General features: G+C 67.6%; 18 protein-coding genes. 8 read left to right on the forward strand and 10 right to left on the reverse strand.

The annotated features are described in order from the left end of the window. Positions 1–14 precede the first annotated feature (14 nt). From ACFXHA_RS19395 to ACFXHA_RS19405, 3 genes are all read right to left on the reverse strand, one after another. Positions 15–1,157 (reverse strand): glycoside hydrolase family 76 protein, encoded by a 1,143-nt coding sequence (locus tag ACFXHA_RS19395; RefSeq protein ID WP_379358554.1) that lies wholly within the window; start codon positions 1,155–1,157, stop codon positions 15–17. A gap of 62 nt (positions 1,158–1,219) precedes the next feature. Continuing rightward, entirely contained in the window at positions 1,220–1,903 is a 684-nt protein-coding gene (locus ACFXHA_RS19400; RefSeq protein ID WP_379358556.1) for a TrmH family RNA methyltransferase, read from the reverse strand. Positions 1,904–1,912: 9 nt separating this feature from the next. After that, a complete protein-coding gene (locus ACFXHA_RS19405; protein ID WP_379358558.1) occupies positions 1,913–2,527 on the reverse strand; it encodes a hypothetical protein in 615 nt (204 codons plus the stop codon). Between the two features lie 92 nt (positions 2,528–2,619). On the opposite strand from ACFXHA_RS19405, the gene ACFXHA_RS19410 reads away from it, so the two are divergent. The 6 genes from ACFXHA_RS19410 (at position 2,620) to ACFXHA_RS19435 (ending at position 8,443) form a co-directional block, all read left to right on the forward strand. Further along, positions 2,620–4,008, forward strand: a complete 1,389-nt coding sequence (locus tag ACFXHA_RS19410) for a sensor histidine kinase (RefSeq protein WP_379358560.1) — start codon at positions 2,620–2,622, stop codon at positions 4,006–4,008. A gap of 17 nt (positions 4,009–4,025) precedes the next feature. After that, positions 4,026–4,667 carry a LuxR C-terminal-related transcriptional regulator gene (locus ACFXHA_RS19415; protein WP_379359579.1) on the forward strand — a complete coding sequence of 214 codons (642 nt, stop codon included), beginning with the start codon at positions 4,026–4,028 and terminating at the stop codon, positions 4,665–4,667. 40 nt (positions 4,668–4,707) lie between these two features. After that, positions 4,708–5,319, forward strand: coding sequence for a Uma2 family endonuclease (locus ACFXHA_RS19420; protein ID WP_379358562.1), 612 nt, complete (start codon positions 4,708–4,710; stop codon positions 5,317–5,319). A gap of 119 nt (positions 5,320–5,438) precedes the next feature. Beyond that, the gene (locus ACFXHA_RS19425; protein ID WP_379358564.1) at positions 5,439–5,858 is read left to right on the forward strand and encodes a hypothetical protein; all 420 of its coding nucleotides are present in this window, start codon (positions 5,439–5,441) and stop codon (positions 5,856–5,858) included. 87 nt (positions 5,859–5,945) lie between these two features. Next, a complete protein-coding gene (locus ACFXHA_RS19430; RefSeq protein WP_379358566.1) occupies positions 5,946–7,268 on the forward strand; it encodes a purine-cytosine permease family protein in 1,323 nt (440 codons plus the stop codon). Beyond that, positions 7,265–8,443 carry a phosphotransferase enzyme family protein gene (locus ACFXHA_RS19435; RefSeq protein WP_379358568.1) on the forward strand — a complete coding sequence of 393 codons (1,179 nt, stop codon included), beginning with the start codon at positions 7,265–7,267 and terminating at the stop codon, positions 8,441–8,443. Before ACFXHA_RS19430 ends, ACFXHA_RS19435 begins: the two co-directional genes overlap by 4 nt. On the opposite strand, the gene ACFXHA_RS19440 is transcribed toward ACFXHA_RS19435, so the two are convergent. From ACFXHA_RS19440 to clpB, 7 genes are all read right to left on the reverse strand, one after another. Continuing rightward, positions 8,382–9,068 (reverse strand): lysoplasmalogenase, encoded by a 687-nt coding sequence (locus ACFXHA_RS19440; RefSeq protein ID WP_379358570.1) that lies wholly within the window; start codon positions 9,066–9,068, stop codon positions 8,382–8,384. The genes ACFXHA_RS19435 and ACFXHA_RS19440 overlap by 62 nt on opposite strands. Further along, positions 9,068–10,126 (reverse strand): beta-ketoacyl-ACP synthase 3, encoded by a 1,059-nt coding sequence (locus ACFXHA_RS19445; RefSeq protein ID WP_379358572.1) that lies wholly within the window; start codon positions 10,124–10,126, stop codon positions 9,068–9,070. The genes ACFXHA_RS19440 and ACFXHA_RS19445 overlap by 1 nt, the downstream gene beginning before the upstream one ends. A 121-nt stretch (positions 10,127–10,247) precedes the next feature. Further along, positions 10,248–10,793: an orotate phosphoribosyltransferase gene (pyrE, locus tag ACFXHA_RS19450; RefSeq protein ID WP_379358574.1), complete on the reverse strand. Its 546-nt coding sequence runs from the start codon at positions 10,791–10,793 to the stop codon at positions 10,248–10,250. Positions 10,794–10,801: 8 nt separating this feature from the next. Then, positions 10,802–11,611 carry an SDR family NAD(P)-dependent oxidoreductase gene (locus tag ACFXHA_RS19455; RefSeq protein ID WP_379358576.1) on the reverse strand — a complete coding sequence of 270 codons (810 nt, stop codon included), beginning with the start codon at positions 11,609–11,611 and terminating at the stop codon, positions 10,802–10,804. A 169-nt stretch (positions 11,612–11,780) separates the two neighbouring features. Continuing rightward, complete coding sequence (locus ACFXHA_RS19460) at positions 11,781–12,893, reverse strand: hypothetical protein (RefSeq protein ID WP_379358578.1); 1,113 nt, start codon at positions 12,891–12,893, stop codon at positions 11,781–11,783. Positions 12,894–12,949: 56 nt separating this feature from the next. Beyond that, positions 12,950–13,807 (reverse strand): DUF5666 domain-containing protein, encoded by an 858-nt coding sequence (locus ACFXHA_RS19465; RefSeq protein ID WP_379358580.1) that lies wholly within the window; start codon positions 13,805–13,807, stop codon positions 12,950–12,952. 115 nt (positions 13,808–13,922) lie between these two features. Next, entirely contained in the window at positions 13,923–16,478 is a 2,556-nt protein-coding gene (gene clpB, locus ACFXHA_RS19470) for an ATP-dependent chaperone ClpB (RefSeq protein ID WP_379358582.1), read from the reverse strand. A gap of 235 nt (positions 16,479–16,713) precedes the next feature. Between clpB and ACFXHA_RS19475 the strand changes: the two genes are divergently transcribed. Next, a complete protein-coding gene (locus tag ACFXHA_RS19475) occupies positions 16,714–17,691 on the forward strand; it encodes an NADP-dependent oxidoreductase (protein ID WP_379358584.1) in 978 nt (325 codons plus the stop codon). 158 nt (positions 17,692–17,849) lie between these two features. After that, positions 17,850–19,010 carry an FAD-binding oxidoreductase gene (locus ACFXHA_RS19480; RefSeq protein WP_379358586.1) on the forward strand — a complete coding sequence of 387 codons (1,161 nt, stop codon included), beginning with the start codon at positions 17,850–17,852 and terminating at the stop codon, positions 19,008–19,010. Positions 19,011–19,030 lie beyond the last annotated feature (20 nt).

Here is a 19,030-nt window from a genome sequence, read left to right on the forward strand (position 1 = left end):
GCAGACCGACCTCGCTACAGACCGGCGGCCGTCACCGTGTGCGCGGCCTCCATCAGCTTCCACCCCGAAAGCTGCACCGACAGATCGCGTTCCGGGTTGCGTGAGGCGCTCACCGAACCGCCCTCGAAGACGCCCGCACCCGCGATGCCGGGCAACCGCGCGGGCTGCCGCCAATCCGCGCCGAACAGCGGTTCGCCCTCCACGTCGAGGCGATGCTCCCAGGCCGCGGTCGCCGAGGCGCGCACGATCGCGGCGGCCTTGCGGCGCGCGGTCACCTGCGCGGGCTCGTCGCCGGGCAGCATGAGCGCGGCCAGGGCGAGATAGCGGATGAGAATGCCGTTGAACAGGCCACCGTCGCCGCCGCCGTCACCGACCACGATGCCGCCCGCGGTCATATGTTCCTCGATCGCGTCCACCAACCGCACCGCGCGCTCGGCGTGCCTGGCTTCACCGGTGTGCACGGCCAGTTCGGTTTCCAGGCCGAGGACCACGCCCTGGCAGTAGCTGTAGACCGGCTTCTCGACCTCGCCCGAGGGTAGGTGGATGCCGTCGAAGATGAGCCCGGTCTCCTTGTCGCGCAGGTTGGCGTCGAGGAAGTCGGCCAGTTCCTGGGCCCGGTGGTAGCGGCCCAGCCGGGCCATGGCGATCCCCGTCGGGCCGTTGGCCGGGGCGTTGAAGAAGTCCGAACCCTTGCGCCACGGGACCGCGCCGAACTCCGGCTCGAACCCGTTGACCAGTGCTTTCTCCAGATTCAGCAGCGCGCCGCGGACCTCGGCCACGCCCTGGGTGCGCTCGGCGCGCTCCAAAGCGATTGCCAGCCAGGCCATATCGTCGTAGTAGTTGTTGGTCCAGCCGGTGATATTGCGCAGTCGCATGGCGTGCGCGATGGACCAGAGGCGGCGCTGGCGGGCCGGGGTGGGGTGCCGGTTGGCGGCGTCCACCGCGCAGTCGATCAGGTGGGCCTGCCACCAGTAGTGCCAGAACGCGAAGGCCCGCTCCCGCTTGGTGGCCGGCCAGCCGACGACACCCAGCTGGGTGCCCGGGATGGCCCACAGCGTGCGTAGATGGCGCGAGAGGATCGCGGACTCGGCCAGGTCGGCACGTTCCGACCAGAGGGCAGCGGTCGGCTCGATATTGCGCCCGGTCCGCGATGTCATGGGACTAATAATGCCAATCGGACAACCCTGTCCGTGGCTATTTTGTTACCGAGAGTCGGATGTCACCACGCATTGCCCAGGTCGGCGTGCTGACGAATCCAGGCGTGCATGGCGATTCCCGCGGCGACTCCGGCATTGATGCTGCGGGTGGACCCGAACTGGGCGATCGAAACGGTGAGCCGGGCGCCGTCTTTCGCGGCCTCGGTGACGCCGGGGCCCTCCTGGCCGAACAGCAGCAGGCAGTCGCGCGGGAGCGTCGCGGTCTCCAGCGGCACCGCGCCGGGGACATTGTCGACCGCGACCACGGTCAGGCCCTCGGCCGCCGCGAATCGCAGCAGCTCGTCGGTATCGGTGTGATGCCGAATGTGCTGGTAGCGGTCGGTGACCATGGCCCCGCGGCGGTTCCAGCGCTTGCGACCCACAATGTGCACGGCCGCCGCGGCGAAGGCATTGGCGGTGCGCACCACCGTGCCGATATTGGCGTCGTGCCCGAAGTTCTCGATGGCGACGTGGAAGGGATGCCGGCGGGCGTCGATCTCGGCGACGATGGCCTCCCGACGCCAATACCGGTAGGCATCCACCACATTGCGCCGGTCACCGTGCTCCAGCAGCTCCGGATCCAGGCGCGGATCCGCGGGCGGCTCGGTCCCGAATTCGTCGCGCCACGGGCCGACGCCGTGCGGATGCTCACCCCATTCGGTCGGGCCGGGGGCGAGCGCTTCGTCGTCGGTCGGGGCGGAACTCACCCGGCGATCCTAGTTCGACGCGACCGCACCGATGACCGCGAGCAGCACGAAGCCCCCGATGACCAGGATCATCAGACTCGAGGCGACGATGCCGCAGATCCACCCGGCCGTCACCATGCCGCTGCCGCCGACGGCGCCACCGGACGCCTGAATGTCCTTGCGCGCCCGGCTACCCATAATCCAGGCCACCGGTCCCAGCAACTGGCAGAACATCAGACTCATGATGCCGAGGACCAGCACCACCACGGCCTGCGGATGGTCCGGCGCCGGCGCGCCGTAGTAGGCCTGCGGGTAGTAGCCGGGCGTCGGCTGCGGGTAGCTCGGGTTGTAACCCGGCTGCGGGTTGTAGCCCGGCTGCTGACCGTAAGCCGGGGGCTGACCGTAAGCCGGCGGCTGGTCGTAGGCCGGCGGCTGGTCGTACACCGGTGGCTGGTCGTACACCGGTGGCTGGTCGTACACCGGTGGCTGGTCATACGCCTGCGGCTGGTCATACGCCTGCGGCTGGTCGTAGCCGTAACCCATGGGCTGCTGGGGTTGCTGATGCTTGTTGAAATCCACGGGCTGCTGCGGGTTGGAGCCCGGAGCCTGCGGATCCCAGCCCGGCGGCGGGGGGTCGTATGTCATGGCCAGAATGCTAGGGGGTAGTGCTGGCTACACCCAGGATTTAAGTGCCTGCCCTATCGCCCCTCCCACCCGTGACCGCGACGATGAAGGGCATGAGCGAAACGGCCGCCCTTCCCCTCCCCGTGCTGGATCCGCCCGCGCCGCAACCCGATCCGGGCGAGACCGGTCCGGTCGCCGGTCTTCGCACCTTCCTGACCACGCCGTTCCGGGCGCGCACCTGGAAGGAATTCGCCTATCTGATCATCGTTTTCGTGCTCGGCTGCCTGTCCACCGCCTACCTGTTCCTCGCCTTCGGCGGCAGTCTGTACCTCTCCCTTCTGGTGATCGGGGTGCCGGTGCTGGCGACGGTGATCCTCGGCGGCCGGGTGTGGGGACGGATCTACCGGGTGCTCGGGGTGGTGCTGCTGGACCTGGAATTGCCCGAGCCACCGCCGTTCACCTCGGCGCCGGGCCCGATCGGCTGGCTGCGCAGCGCCTTCACCGACCGGGCCTCCTGGCGCGCACTGCTGTTCCTGCTGTGTCAGTTCGTGCTGGGTGTGGTGGTCGGTTACATCGTGCTGATCACCGTCGTGATCACCGGTTTCGTGGCGGTGTCCCCCATTCCGTGGGCGCTGCTGAATCCACAGAATGTGGATGGCCACGGGGCATCGCATCATTCGCTCGCGCAGTTCGGCGATTTCTATATCGACACCTGGCCGCGGGCACTGGGTTTCGCGGCGATCGGGGTGTTCGGCTGCTTCCTGCTGCCATGGCTGATCCGTGGTGTCTGCTTCCTGCACCGAGCGCTCTCGCTCTGGCTGCTGACCGCCGGCCGCCGCGATCGTGCACTCGCGGAACTGCGGCAGAGCCGCCGGGCCGCGGTCGAGGATTCCGCCGCCACCCTGCGCCGCCTGGAGCGCGATCTGCACGACGGCACCCAGGCTCGACTGGTGAGCATCGCCATGATGCTGGGCCGTGCAGAGGAACGCATCGCGACCGGTGGCGATGCCGGGGAGTTGATCGCCCAGGCACGCGCGGGATCCAAAGAGGCACTGACCGAATTGCGCGAATTGGTGCGCGGCATCCATCCGCCCGCCCTGGACCTCGGCCTGGAAGCGGCATTGGAGACACTCGCAGCCCGCTGTGCCGTCCCGGTGGAATTGCGGGTGCTGCTCCCCGTCCGGCCCAGTCCGGCGATCGAGGCCATCGCCTACTTCTCAGTAGCCGAACTGCTGACCAATGTGGTGAAACACGCTGCCGCGAACCGGATCTGGGTGGCGGTGCTGCCCACCGGATCAGATGCGATGGCGGTGAGCGTGCGCGACAACGGGCAGGGCGGTGCGCTGCAACCGGTCGATGCGCCGGGTGAAGCCGTTGTGGTGGGCGGGCTTTCGGGGCTGGCGCAGCGGGCGCGGGCGGTGGACGGTGCGCTGTTCGTGGACAGTCCGGTCGGCGGGCCGACCGTGGTCACGCTGGTGCTGCCGCTCGCGGGCCCGCAATGATCGAGGGCATGAACCCGTTGCGCGTGGTGATCGCCGAGGACAATGCCATTCTGCGCGACGGCCTGACGGCATTGCTGGCGGAGCGCGGTTTCGAGGTGGTGGCCACCGTGGGCGACGCGACCGGTCTGCATGTCGCGGTGGCCGAATACTTGCCCGACGTGGCCGTGGTGGATGTCCGGATGCCGCCCAGCTACACCGACGAGGGCCTGCTGGCCGCGCTCGCACTGCGGCGCAGCCAACCCGCGATCGGCGTCCTGGTGTTCTCGCAGTGGATCGAAACCCGTTATGCCACCGAGCTACTGGCCGCCGGCGCGGGCGGCGTGGGCTACCTACTCAAGGACCGGGTGGCCGATGTGACCGATTTCGTCGACGCTCTGCGCCGCGTCGCCACCGGCGGCACGGCCCTGGATCCGGAAGTGGTGAGCCAGCTCATGGGTGCTGCCCGGCAACAGGATTCACTGGCGCGCCTGACCCCGCGCGAGCGCGAGGTGCTCGAATCCATGGCGCAGGGATTGTCGAATTCGGCCATCGCACAGGCACTGACGGTGACCGAACGCGCGGTGGAGAAGCACATCGGCAACATCTTCACCAAGCTGGAACTGCCGCCCTCGGATCTGCATCACCGGCGGGTGCTCGCGGTTTTGCGATTGAAAGGCTAAAGGTCACTGCGGGGTTGCCGACCGTGGAAGACTGGAGGGCATGACTCGGTCGAGTTCCGCGGAATTGCTGAAATCGGTTGAATACTGGCCGAATCACCTGCTCACCATTGCCGAATGGTCGCTGCTGCCCGAGAACAATCGACACTGCCGCGAATTGGTGGACGGCGTGCTGGTGGTCGCGCCGCAGCCGCCACGGCATCAGCTCGCGGTATGGCGGCTGGCCGCGCAGCTGGAGCGGGCGCTGCCGCGCCGGGTAGCGGCCATGGCGCGCATCGAATTGCTGGTGGACGAGGGTTCGCCGCCGACCGTGCGGGTGCCCGATGTGCTGATCGTGGGCGGTGCCGCCGGGGCCGAGCACGCCACTCGGGTACGGCCGGCGGATGTGCTGGCGGCCATCGAGATCGTGTCGCCGGGGTCGCGGCGAGTGGATCGGGTGATGAAGTTCGCGGAGTACGCAGCGGTGGGGATCGACCACTATTGGCTGCTGGAGACCGAAGATTCGCTGCGGTTGCTGACCAATCGACTGCGCGACGATCACTATGTACCGACCGGTGAGTACTCCGGCAGGGTCGACCTCGAGATCGACGGCATGACACTGCCACTCGATCTCGACGCCCTCACCGCGCTACGTGCCTCCAACGCTTCGGTCTGAGCAGATACACCCCCTGACCTCACAGAATTCGCGCACCCGCGACGACATTCGGGACTATCCTGGAGTTCCGTAAGCCGTGGTTGGAGGGTGTCATGGACCACGCGCGCATTATCCGAACAGTGCTCGGAGTGACAGCCGCCTATCTGATCGCTCTCGGTGTCTGGCTGGGCTGGATCGTTCCGCTCACGCCACCCGGGACCGTGCCGCTCCAAGTGATCACACTGGTCGGTCTTTTCGGTACCTTCCTCGGCCTCGGCATGCTCTTCGCCCAGCGACCCACCCGGTCCGACCGCAAACTGCGCCGCCACGGGCTCGAAGGGTGGGCCAACATCGAAGCCGTCCACCCGCTGCGGCGCACCGACCACTGCACCGAGATCACCGAACTCGATCTCGAACTCGTGGTGCCGGGTTCACAGACCTACTACGGCAGCATCATCTTCGATGTGGAACCGGTCGTGAAGCCGAGAATCACTGTCGGCGGCACCATTTCGATCCGGGTGGACCCGGTCAACCGCGACCGGATCATGCTCTGCCTGTGATCTCAATCCCGCACCCGGCAAACATATATCCAGGTCAGGACCACCTGACTGCCGGTTTTGCCTGTTCCTGGCCGTAGCATCCTCGACATGACGATCGCCGACAAACCGGACCACAGAGAAGCGCCGCTGGTGCTCGACACCCAGCCGCCGCGCACGCTCGGGTTCACCGATCAGGCGGCGTTCTGGCTCAATATCGGCGTCAGCCTGATCGGGTTCAGCGGCGCTGCGGTTGTGTTGTCGCCCTCCGAGGGCGTGCGGCTGCCGCTCATCGGAGCGCTGCTGGCAACGGTCGTCGGCACGGTTCTCGGCGCGGCCATGGTCGCCGGACCGTCCGCGATCGGAGCCCGCACCGGCGCACCGGCCATGGCGATGCTGCGCGGCCTGTTCGGCACCAAGCTGTCCTACGTGCCCACGGTCGCGAACATCGTGCAGTGCATCGGCTGGGGCGTGTACGAGCTGACCGTCATCACCCTCGGCGTCACCGCGCTCACCCACGACAAGGTCCCGCACTGGATCGTCATCGTCGCGGCGGGCGCGCTGTCCACGGTCATGGCCATCTGGCCGCTGTCCGCGGTGCGGGCGCTGCGCAAGTACGTGTCGGTGGCGGTGGCCATCGCCCTGATCTACTTCACGATTCAGCTACTGCGCCAGCCGATTCCGCTGCCCACCGGCACCAGCTGGAGCGGCTTCTGGCCCGCCGTCGACTCCACCCTCGCGGTGTCCATCTCCTTCGTGCCGCTGGCCGCCGACTACACCCGGCACTCACGCACCGCGAAAACCGCCGCCGGAGCCACCGTGCTCGGCTACTCCATCGCCCAGGTCTGGTGCTATCTGCTGGGCATCCTGGCGATCCTGCACGCGGGCAACAGCGACAACATCTTCGACACCTTCCTCGGTGTGACCGCGGGCTGGCTGTTCTTCGCGGTCCTGGTGCTGCGCGAATCCGATCAGTCCTTCGCCAATATCTATTCGACGGCCATGTCCATCCAGAACCTGCTGCCCCGGGTGGACCGCCGCCTGCTCGCGGGATTCGTCGGCCTGGTCGTCACGCTGCTGGCGCTGCCGGTGCGCGACTTCAGCAATTACGCCAATTTCCTGGTGCTGATCGGCTCGGTGTTCGTACCGCTGTGCGCGGTGTTGATCGTCGACTACTTCTTCGGCCGCGGCCGCCACGGCTGGGACCTGGGCCAGCACGCACCCACCCGGCCGCTCATGTTGCTGCCGTGGGCCATCGGCTTCGTGATCTACCAGCTGTTCAATCCGGGCTCCATCTCCTACTGGACCGATTTCTGGACCAAGGCGCAGGACACCCTGAACGTGCATCCCGGCTGGTGGTCCTCGGCCTCGCTCTACTCCTTCCTGGCCGCCGCGGCGGTGACCGCGCTCCTGGTCCGGTTCCGGCGGGGATGAGCGACGGCCGCGTCTACGGCATGGGGTTCGACGCCCTCGTCGAACCCGACTGGCCCGCACTGACTTCCGGCGAGGTCGAGGCGGTGCTGGGCACGGACGCGGCCATCACCTGGCGCAGCCCGCGACCGCTCTCGGCGACCGCACGGGTCCGGCTGCTCGACGGGCACGAGGTCATCCTCAAGCGCCTGCCCCGCACCCTGCGGGACACCGCCGCGCTCGATGAAGAACACCGGTTCATGGCTCATCTGCGCGCCCGCGGGATTCCGGTGCCGCAGGTGCCGACCACCGTCGACCTCGGCGAATTCGCCTATGAGGTGCAAGAACTCGGCCACGGCAGCGACGAATACGCGGGCGTCTTCTCCTGGACTCCCTACCACTCCCGCGCCGAGGCGGCCGCCGCCGGGCGCATGCTGGCCCGCCTGCACCTGGCGGCCGCCGGATACGACGCCCCGGCGCGCCCGCCCCGGCCGTTGCTGGCGGGATTCACGATCTTCGACTCCGCCGATCCCGTTGCGGCCGTGGCGGATCGGGCGCGGCGGCGACCCGCGCTGGGTAGGTTCCTGGCCGAGCGCGATTGGCGGGGAGATATGGAACGCGTCCACCTCCCGGCGCACGAACGCCTGTACCCGATGCTCGCGGAACTGGAACCGCTGTGGACACACAATGATTGGCACGGCACCAATCTGCTCTGGCGGGACGGGGAGGTCGCCACGGTCATCGACTTCGGCCTGTGCGACCGCACCACCGCGATCCACGATCTCGCCACCGCCATCGAACGCTGTGCCGTGGACTGGATTTCACTCCGCGACGGTGGGCCCGCGCACGTCCGATTCGATCAGATCGAGGCCCTGCTTCAGGAATACCAATCGGTACGGAATTTGACCGCCGCCGAACGCCAGGCTCTTCCCGCACTTCTTCCCCTCGTGCATTGCGAGTACGAACTGTCGGAGATCGACTACTTCCTCGACGTCGTCCCCGGCGGCAATGCGAAGAATGCCGAAATCGCCTATGCCGAGTACTTTCTCGGCCATACCGCCTGGTGGACCGAATCCCGCGCCGGACGAGCGGCGGCCAACACAATTTCGCAGCTCACGAATATCAGCACCGATACGACTACCTATGTGCGCGCGGATCCGCGAGAAGATATTGGGCGGCCGCGTAAGTGCCGAGAATGACGCCCTCGCTGACCCGGCGGGACCGCTCGCCGCGCGCGAAAATGCGTCGCAACACGATCAATCCGTCCGACAGCGTGAACAGCAGTGCACCGAGACCCAGGCGGCTGCGCGGATCGGCGTTCGGAACATTCACGCCCGCAATATTCTTCGCGTCGCGAGCCAGGTCCGGATCGGACGCCAGGGTGGCGGCAGTACCCAGGGTGGCACCGTAAACGGTGAGCGGGACAGCCACATTCGGGGCCTTGAAGCGCATCAATGTCGCCGCACCCAGCCAGGCCGCCACTCGCGGCACCGCGATCTGCGCACGTGGCCGACCGCCGCGGCGCAACCACAGCCACGAGTAGCCGGACTGCATCACAGCGAAAGACGAAGCGCCCGCGATCAATCGGCGATCGTCATCGGGTTCGATGAGCAGCACATCGCCCACCGTGGCCGCCGCCAGCGACCCGAGCAGCACCTTACGATCGGTGCGGTCCAGATAGCTGCCGTTGGTCACCACATCGGCGGCGAGCAGCGGCATCAGCAAAGGTTTCGCGACCCACTGCAGTTTCTCGCGACCGGTGACCGCGCCGAACACGGTCACCGCCGCCGCGCCGACGAACGCGGCACGAAACGGGCGAGCCATCAGAAGCTGGGTTCGGCCGGAGCCGGCGGCAGCACGGCGACCTGGCCCGCATAGGACAGGCCCGCACCGAAGGCGAGCAGCAGCGCCAGCTGGCCGCCCTTGGCCTTGCCGGTCACCAGCATCTCCTCCATGGCCAGCGGAATCGAGGCGGCCGAGGTGTTGCCGGTGTTCTCGATGTCATTGGCCATCGGGATGTCGTCGGCGAGGCCGAGATTCTTCTTCATCAGCTCGTTGATGCGGGCATTGGCCTGGTGTGGGATGAAGATCTCGATGTCTTCCTTGGCCACGCCCGACTGCTCGATCGCGGTCGACAGCGCGCGCGGCAGGGTGACGGCGGCCCAGCGGAAGACCTTGGGGCCCTCCATGTGCAGCGACATCCGGCCCACCGGCTCGACGGCCGGATCGGTGCCCTGCAGCCGCTGCGCCTTGTTCATGAATTCCAGGAAGTCGACGTCCTGCGCGATGGCCTCGGCGTTCTCGCCGTCGGAGCCCCACACGGTCGGCGAGATGCCGTTCTCCTCGCTGGGTCCGACCACGACCGCGCCGGCGCCGTCGCCGAAGATCATGGCGGTGCCGCGGTCCTTCGGGTCGAGGCCGACGGTCATCGTCTCGGCACCGATCACCAGGATGTATTCGGCCGAGCCGGAACGGATCATGTCGGTGGCGACACCGAGGCCGTAGCCGAAACCGCCGCAGCCCGACGTCAGGTCGAAGGCCGGGATGCCGTTCATGCCGAGATCGGCGGCCACGCTGGGCGCGCCGTGCGGGGTCAGCTTGAGCCAGCTGGAGGTGCAGAACAGCAGCGCGCCGATCTTGGATCGGTCGATGCCGGTGTTGTTCAGCGCCCGGTTGCCCGCGGCCACCGCCATGCTGCGCAGGGTCTCGTCGCCGGAGATCCAGCGCCGGTTGTGAATCCCGGTGCGCTCGAAGATCCACTCGGGAGTGGAGTCCAGGGTTTCGCACACGTCAGCGTTGCTGACGACGCGCTGGGGCCGGTAGGCGCCGATGCCGAGCATTGCGACGTTCTGATGACCTTTGTTGATAGCAATGCTCACCACAGGTGACTCACACGACCCTTCACAACACCTTTGTCGGACAAAAGACCAGCCCCAGGCTAACCCAGAGCAAGGGTTCAGCCCAGAGCCATGTCCGGTTAACGCAAAGGTAGGGACATATGTCCTAACTGAGTGCGAGGTCCTTCAAGCCCAGGATCGAGCGGTACTCGAGGCCCTCGGCGGCGATGATGCCGTCGGCACCGGTCTCGCGGTCCACCACCGTCGCCACACCCACCACGATTGCTCCCGCGTCGCGCAGCGCGCGCACCGCGGTGATCGGGGAGTTGCCGGTCGTGGTGGTGTCCTCGACCACCAGCACCCGCTTGCCCACGATGTCCGGGCCCTCGATCTGGCGCTGCATGCCGTGCGTCTTGGCGGCCTTGCGGACCACGAAGGCGTTGATGGGACGGCCCGGCGCGTGCATGACCGCGGCCGCCACCGGGTCCGCGCCCATGGTGAGCCCACCCACCGATTCGAAGTCCCAGTCCGCCACCAACTCACGTAGCAGCTTGCCGATCAGCGGAGCCGCCTCGTGATGCAGGGTGGCCCGGCGCAGGTCCACGTAGTAGTCGGCTTCCTTGCCCGAGGACAGGGTCACCCGGCCGTGCACCACGGCGAGGTCGCGCACCAGGGCCGCGAGTCTGTCCCGGTCGGTCGTCGTTACCTGCATTGCTGTGTCTATGTCCTTCCGCGTGCGTTGAACAGGCCCCGGTTCAGGCGGGTCACCAGGGATCGTGGGATGAGCCCGGCGATCGCGACGATCGCCTTGTACTGCATGCCGGGCACGCTGATCACCCGGTCCTTCTCCAGATCATGCAGCGAACCGGCCACCACCTCGTCCACGCTCAACCACAGTGGTCGCGGCAACGAGGCCATATCGATTCCGGCTCGCTCATGGAATTCGGTACGAACGAATCCCGGGCACAATGCCTGCACCCGAACTCCGGTCCCGGCCAGCCCGCCAGCCAGCCCTTGGGAGAAGGATACGACGTACGCCTTGGAGGCCGAATAGGTCGAGCCCCGTCCGGGAATCAGCCCGGCCGTGCTGGCCACGTTCACCACCGTGCCCTTGGCCGCGTGCAGCATGGGCGGCAGCGCCGCCCGGGTGAGCTGCACCACGGCCGTGACATTCACATCCAGTTGGTTCTGCAGGGCGTCCGGGCCCTGCGACCAGAATTCGCCCGAAATGCCGAATCCGGCGTTGTTGACCAGGAATTCGACGCCATCGGCCAGGCGGGCGGCCACCAGATCGCGATCGTGGGGGCGGCCCAGGTCGGCGGGCAACACCTCGGCGCGCGCACCGAACCGCACCTGCACGTCGTGCGCGAGCGCGGTCAGCCGGTCCTCATCGCGTGCCACCAGCACCAGGTCGTAGCCGAGTGCGGCGAGCCGGGTGGCGTATCCCTTGCCGATGCCGGACGTCGGGCCGGTGACCAAGGCCACCGGACGATGCGCGCCGGGCAGACGGGCAGGGGAACTCTCGATCATCGACGGCCTATCACTCGCACGTGAGGGGAGCGGTCGGCGATGACCGGAACTGCGCCCCCATTCTGATCCCTGCCCGTCCCAGTGACTGCGAATTCACGCAGATGCGACGTGGCTGCGGCGTGCCGCAAAGGGTTCAGTGCGGCGTGCCGCATGACAGGGGCGTGTCGGTTCACCTCGGGGCTGGGCCCTGGTAGGGCCGGAAGCCGGGGTGGAACGGACCGCCGGGCGGGGCGCTGCGGCCCTGGTCACGACGCCAACCCTCCTCCGGCTCGCGATCGGGATCCTCGTCCCGCTCCTCGGATTCGGGCTCGGCCCAACGGTCTTCGTCGTCGGGGCCGGGCTCGTGACCGAAGTCCGCCTCGTCCTCCCGGGCGGGCGGCCAGTTGCGGCGCGGACGGTTGCGCGGATCCGGCACGACCTTCAGTGCGGGACGCCAGTTTTCGGGCTCGTCGTCCGATTCGCTCGCCCCGGCGATATCGCTGACCAGCGGGGAGTCGTAGTCGTCCTCGGCTTGCGCGCGGGCTCGCGGGTCGGGCTGCGGGCGGGTCCGCGGCCGGACCGGTTCCTCGTCGCCGAAGTCGCCGTACTCGTCGTGGCCGTCGTATTCGTCGTCCTCGGGCATCGGATGCGAGCTGCCCGGTTCGGGCAGTTCGTCGCGGCCGCGCTCGGCATTGATGACCGGCGGCAGCACGTGCAGCAGACCGGACAGCCGCAGCACGGCGTCGATGGCCATCTCCCAGTCCTTGGCGACGGCCCCGACCGGCAGCATGCCGAGCGTCCAATTGCCTTCGGACCACAGCTGTTGCACGGTGTCGGGCAGCGATTCGATGAACGCCACCATGCGCTGATCCACCGCATGCCGGGCGATGTCCGGATTGGTGGCGAAGACCACCCGGTCACCGATGGCGCCGAGCAGTTCCAGATCGTGATCCTTCGGCGGCGCCGCGGTTTTCAGCCGCAGGTCGATATCGATGTCCGAGCCGATCTGGCGGCGCACCGCGACCAGGGTGGCGGCGTCCTCCAGGTCGAAGAGCACGAACTTCTCGCCCTTGCGGTTGCCGGACACCACATCCACCGCGGACAGGTAGCCGAGTTTCGCCAGCGCACCGCGCCGCCAGGTGGCCGCCAGTGCGGGCTCCACCGAAACATACGTGTAGCCCTGGGATTTCGCCCAGACCTGTCGCACGTGCCCGGTGCGCTGCCGCTGCAGCCGATCGAAATAGAGCAGCACGATCGCACCCACGAGCGCGATCGCAGCCAGCCCGAACCATATCGCCGTCATCGCCGCCTACCCTATCCAGTTGGTGCACGTAATGCCCGGCACGCCTGCAGGTTTGCTCATCGGGTTCCGCTCGGCAGCGAGGTGCTGAAGATCAGCTTCGCCTGAATGGATCCGTCGGCATTCTTATCGCCCTGCACCATAACGACTTCCCCGATGGTGAGGTCGGCGACCTTGGTACTGCCGAGCGAGATCACCTGCGTGCTGGAATCGGTCTTGACCGTCGCCGAACCGCCGGACAGCGTGGTGATGGTCAGCGTCGAACCGTCATTGCTCGCGATGGTGCCCATCTGCGCGCCGAGCTGATCCAGATCTCCCAGACCCGGAATGGTCGGAATCCCGCTGGGTAGCGGCACTACGGAGGTGTTGCCGGGCAGCGGATAAGCGGAGGTGCTGGGCGCGGCCGCGGTGTCCGACGAATCCTTGTGCCCCAGCATGGTGCCCACCACCACGCCCGCGATGGCGATCAGCAGTACCGCCCCGATGCCCAGCGCCACCCACAGCGTCGTCTTGCGCGGGGGCGGGGGCGGCGGCGGATTCTGCGGGAATCCCGCGGGCTGATATCCACCCGGCGGCATCCCGGGGCCACCCGGATAGCCCGGCGTGCCATAGCTGTTCGCGTTGCCGTAGCTGCTGGTCGGCGCGTACCCCTGTTGCCCCGGGTAGACGGCGGTCGGCTCGACGCCGCCACCGGTCTCGTACCCACCCCATTGCGCGTCCGCGGGCGGCATCACCCGGGTCGCGTCCGGCCCGGGCGGCTGCCCGAAATAGTCGACCTGACCGGTAGGTATGGCCTCGGTGGGCCCATACGCCATCCCGCTATCCGAGGTGTGGCCGCCGGGTGTGGCCGATGGTGCGGGCCCCTCCCCCGGGCCCGGTTCCGGCCGCGGCGACCACGGATCGCTCGGATTAGTCATGGCTTCCAGGGTAGGCGGAGTACCCCATCCCAGCCGCGAACTCGACCGGACGGTCCCCAAACAGCAAGACCCCCGCCCGAACCGGAGTTCACGCGGGGGCCGATGTTCTCGCTGGTCAGCGGCCGACGATGAGGGTGTCGCCGTCTGGGGTGACGTTGACTCGCACGGTGTCGCCGTCCTTCACCTCACCGGCCAGCAGTTCCTTGGCGAGCGAGTCGCCGATGGACTGCTGGATGAGCCGGCGCACCGGGCGCGCGCCGTAGGCCGGGTCGTAGCCGCGCACGGCCAGCCAGAAGCGGGCCGAGTCGGAGACGTCCAGCTTCAGGCGGCGGTGTGCGAGCCGCTTCTGCAACTGCTCGAGCTGGATGTCGACGATCCGCTCCAGCTGTTCCTCGTCGAGCCCGTGGAACATGACCACGTCGTCGAGCCGGTTGAGGAACTCCGGCTTGAAGGCGCGGCGCACCGCGTTCATGACCGTCTCCTTGTCACCGCCTGCACCCAGATTCGAGGTCAGGATGAGGATGGTGTTGCGGAAATCGACCGTGCGGCCCTGACTGTCGGTCAGGCGGCCCTCGTCGAGCACCTGCAGCAGGATGTCGAAGACATCCGGGTGGGCCTTCTCGATCTCGTCGAACAGCACCACCGTGTACGGGCGTCGCCGCACCGCCTCGGTGAGCTGGCCACCCTGGTCGTAACCGACGTAGCCCGGGGGCGCACCGACCAGGCGGGCCACCGAATGCTTCTCGGAGTACTCGCTCATATCGATGCGGACCATGGCGCGCTCGTCGTCGAACAGGAAGTCCGCCAACGCCTTCGCGAGCTCGGTCTTACCGACACCGGTCGGGCCCACGAACATGAAGGATCCGGTCGGGCGGTTGGGGTCGGCGACCCCGGCCCGGGCGCGGCGCACGGCATCCGAAACCGCTTGCACGGCTTCGCTCTGCCCGACGACCCGGTGACCCAGTTCGTCCTCCATGCGCAGCAGCTTCTGGGTCTCGCCCTCCATCATCTTGCCCACGGGGACACCGGTCCAGGCCGACACCACCTCGGCGATATCGTCCGGCCCGACCTCCTCCTTGAGCATGACGTCACCGTCGGCGGCGGTCTTCGCCTTGGCCTCGGCGTCGGCGAGTTCCTTCTCCAGCTTGGGGATTCGCCCGTACTGGAGTTCGGCCGCCTTGCCGAGGTCGCCGTCGCGCTCGGCCAGCGCGGATTCGGCCTTCAGCTTCTCCAATTGCTCCTTGAGCACGGAGACCGAGTCGATGGCCTGCTTCTCGTTCTGCCAACGCGTCATCAGCTGGTTGAGCTTCTCGCGGTCGTCGGCGAGCTCGGACCGCAGCTTCTCCAGCCGCGCCTTGGAGCCCTCGTCGGTTTCCTTGGCCAGCGCCAATTCTTCGATCTCGAGCCGGCGCACGACCCGTTCGATCTCGTCGATTTCCACCGGCCGGGAATCGATTTCCATCCGCAGCCGGGACGCCGCCTCGTCGACCAGGTCGATGGCCTTGTCCGGCAGGAACCGGGAGGTGATGTAGCGGTCGGACAGGGTCGCGGCCGCCACCAGCGCGGAGTCGGTGATGCGCACGTGATGGTGGGTCTCGTAGCGTTCCTTGAGCCCGCGCAGGATGCCGACGGTGTCCTCCACCGACGGCTCGCCGACCAGCACCTGCTGGAAGCGGCGTTCCAGGGCCGCGTCCTTCTCGATGTACTTGCGGTATTCGTCGAGGGTGGTCGCGCCGACCAGCCGCAGTTCGCCGCGGGCGAGCAGGGGCTTGATCATGTTGCCCGCGTCCATGGCGGATTCGCCGGTCGCGCCCGCGCCGACAATGGTGTGCAGCTCGTCGATGAACGTGATGATCTGTCCCGCAGAGGATTTGATCTCCTCCAGGACGGCCTTCAACCGCTCCTCGAACTCGCCACGGTATTTGGCACCGGCCACCATCGCGCCCAGGTCGAGCGAGATGAGCTTCTTGCCGCGCAACGATTCCGGGACGTCGCCCGCGATGATGCGCTGGGCCAGCCCCTCCACGATGGCGGTCTTGCCGACGCCCGGCTCGCCGATCAGCACCGGGTTGTTCTTGGTGCGGCGGCTCAAAACCTGTACGACACGGCGGATTTCGTGATCGCGCCCGATGACCGGATCCAGTTTGCCCTCGCGGGCGGCGGCGGTCAGGTCGGTGGAGTACTTCTCCAGCGCCTGGTACTGCCCCTCCGGATCGGCGGTGGTGACGCGGGTGTTGCCGCGCACGGCGGTGAACGCCTCGCGCAGCGCGTCGGCGGTCGCGCCGTACTTCAGCAGCAGCTGCGAGACATCCGAATCACCCTGGGCCAGGCCGACCATCAGGTGTTCGGTGGAGACGTACTCGTCGCCCATCTCGGTGGCCAGCTTCTGCGCGGCGGTGACCGCGGCCAGGGATTCGCGTCCGAGGTTGGGGCTGGTGGTCGCGCCGCTGGCGCGGGGCAGCCGGTCGACGATGTCCTGGGCCTCGCGTCGCACCGTCGCCGGGTCGACTGCGACGGCCTTGAGCAAGGGGGCGGCGATGCCGTCGGTCTGATCCAGCAACGCCACCAGCAAGTGCGCCGGACGGATCTCCGGGTTTCCGGCGGCGGAGGCCGCTTGGAGTGCGGCGGTCAGCGCCGCCTGGGTCTTGGTGGTGGGATTGAACGAGTCCACTGTCACCTTCCTACTAGTCGTTGCTGACTACAACGCGGTAGAAGTTGAGTCTGTTCCGCTCAAGTCTGACCAGTTTTCGACGCCAGGTAAAGAGTCCGAGGCCGTTTCCTACGCTACGCGTACGATGGGCGCATTCGTTGACGCATCACACCTGCTCATCGCCAGCCAACTCTCGGAACTCTCAGGGGCTTCCCCTGAAACCCCTTTCAGAGATGGCGCCACGTGAAGGAGTTCTATGCGCGCGATCGTCGTCCGTGAATTCGGTGGCAAGCCGGAGCTCGCCGACATGCCCGTCCCCGAGGTCGGACCGGGTCAGATCCAGATCCAGATCGAAGCGGCGGGAGTGAACCCCTTCGACAAACGGATCATCGACGGCTTCCTGGACGGCAAACTGCCCCACGACTTTCCGCTGATTCCCGGCACCGACGGCGCGGGCACCATCACCGCGGTCGGTTCGGGGGTGAACGATTTCGAGATCGGTGAACGCGTGGTCGGGAAGTTCCTGATCCCGCCGGTCGGGCACGGCACCTTCGCCGAATACATCGTGGTCCCGCGCGACAGCGCCATCGCCAAACTCCCGGACGAGGTCACCGCGATCCGGGCGGCTGCGCTGCCGACCGCCGGCATCACCGCGTTGGACCTCATGCACGCGGCCGGGGTCCGCGGCGGGCAGAAGATGCTGATCGTCGGCGCGTCCGGCGGGGTCGGGTCGTACCTGGTGCAGTTGGGTGCGCTGGCCGGGGCGCATGTCATCGCCACCGCCCGCCCCGACGACACCGATCGGATGATCCGGCTGGGCGCGACCGAGGTGGTGAACTACGGCCGGATCGCCGTCACCGACTCGCCCACGCACGCCGAGAGTTCGGAGCTGTCGATCGCGGATTCGGTGCGGATCACCGATCCGGGCGGCATCGACGTGGTCTTCGATCTGGTCTCCCCGCCGACGGTTTTCGCCGACAACGCGAGCCTGGTGAAGGCGGGCGGCGCGGCCTATTCGACCATCTGGTCCGCCGACGAGGACGATCTGAAAGCGCGCGGCCTTCAAGGCGGCAACCTCGAATCCCACGGCGGCGCCACCGAATTGCGCGAACTGCTGCGCCTGGTCGGCAACGGCGACCTGATGGTCCCGATCCGCAATATGCCCCCGCTCGCGGAGGCCGCCGACGTCATCGGCGCGCCCGGCGCACGAGGCAAGACGGTGCTCGTCATCTGAGCCGCCGCGGGCCCGTCACTTGAACCTCGAGTTACACAAAACGACCGGCCCTCCGCTATATCCGTGCGACCACCAACTTTTCAGGGATACTTGACGCGGAGGTCCGCCTGGCAGCAGGCGTTCCGGGGTTTGTTCCGAAGGAAGGGAAGCTCGACGTCGTGGATGCGCGTTCTGCAGCGCTGGTCCGCGCAAACTTTCGGACAGTCGTCGAGGCCCCGAACGGGCCCGAACGGCTGATCAGCGCGTTCTACGGTCATCTTTTCGCGGAGATCCCCGCCTTGCGGGAACTTTTCCCCTCCGCCATGGACATGCAGCCCAAACGGTTGGCCACGGCCATCCAGTTCGTGCTCGACAACCTGGAGGACTGGGATCGTGCCCAGCGCTTCCTGGAGCAACTCGCGCGCGACCACCGCAAGTACGGGGTGGAGGCGGCGCACTACGACATCGCCGGGCGCGCCCTGCTCTCGGCCTTCCGCAGCTACAACGGGTCGGCGAATTGGTCGCGGCCGCTGGAGGCGGGCTGGCGCGACATCACCATCCTGATCTCGGCGTCCATGGCCATCGGCGCGAATTCCGATAAGTCGCAACCGTATTGGGAGGCGACGGTGGTCGGGCACCGGCGGGTGGTGGACGATCTGGCCATCGTCCGGCTGCAGACCGACACCCCGATCCCGTATCAGGCCGGGCAGTACGTGCCGATCGCGATTCCGCAGCGGCCCAAGATGTGGCGCTACCTGTCCCCGGCGATCCCCACGAACCCCTACGGCGAGATCGAATTCCATGTGCGCAAGGTGCGCACCGGCTGGGTGAGCCCGGCCATTGTGAACGAGACGCAGGTCGGCGACCGCTGGATGATCGCGGCCCCGCTGGGCGGGCTGCATGTGGATCTGAGCCGCCGCAAGGATGTCCTGATGATCGGCTCCGGCACCGGCATCGCGCCGTTGCGGGCGCAGTTGATCGAGATGGGCCGCCGCGGCATCAATCCGCGCGTGCACCTGTTCATGGGCGGCCGCTACCCGTGTGATCTCTATGATGTGGAGAACATGTGGCAGCTCTCGCAATCCAATCCGTGGCTCACCGTGATCCCGGTCTGCGAGAACGAGACCAACCCGTGGTGGCACCCGTACCCGCCCGCCGAGACCCCGTTCGGCATGCACCGCCGCCTGATCGGCAATCTGGGCGCGGTGGTGGCCAGCTTCGGGACCTGGGCGGACCGCCAGATCCAGATCGCGGGATCGGCCCGCATGATCGCGGACACCAGGCGCGCGCTCTACGCGGTGGGCACCCCGGATTCGGCCATCAGTTCGGACCCGGTGTAACCGGTACCGGTGCGGTACAA

Source organism: Nocardia sp. NPDC059240, assembly GCF_042753865.1.
Lineage (GTDB): Bacteria > Actinomycetota > Actinomycetes > Mycobacteriales > Mycobacteriaceae > Nocardia.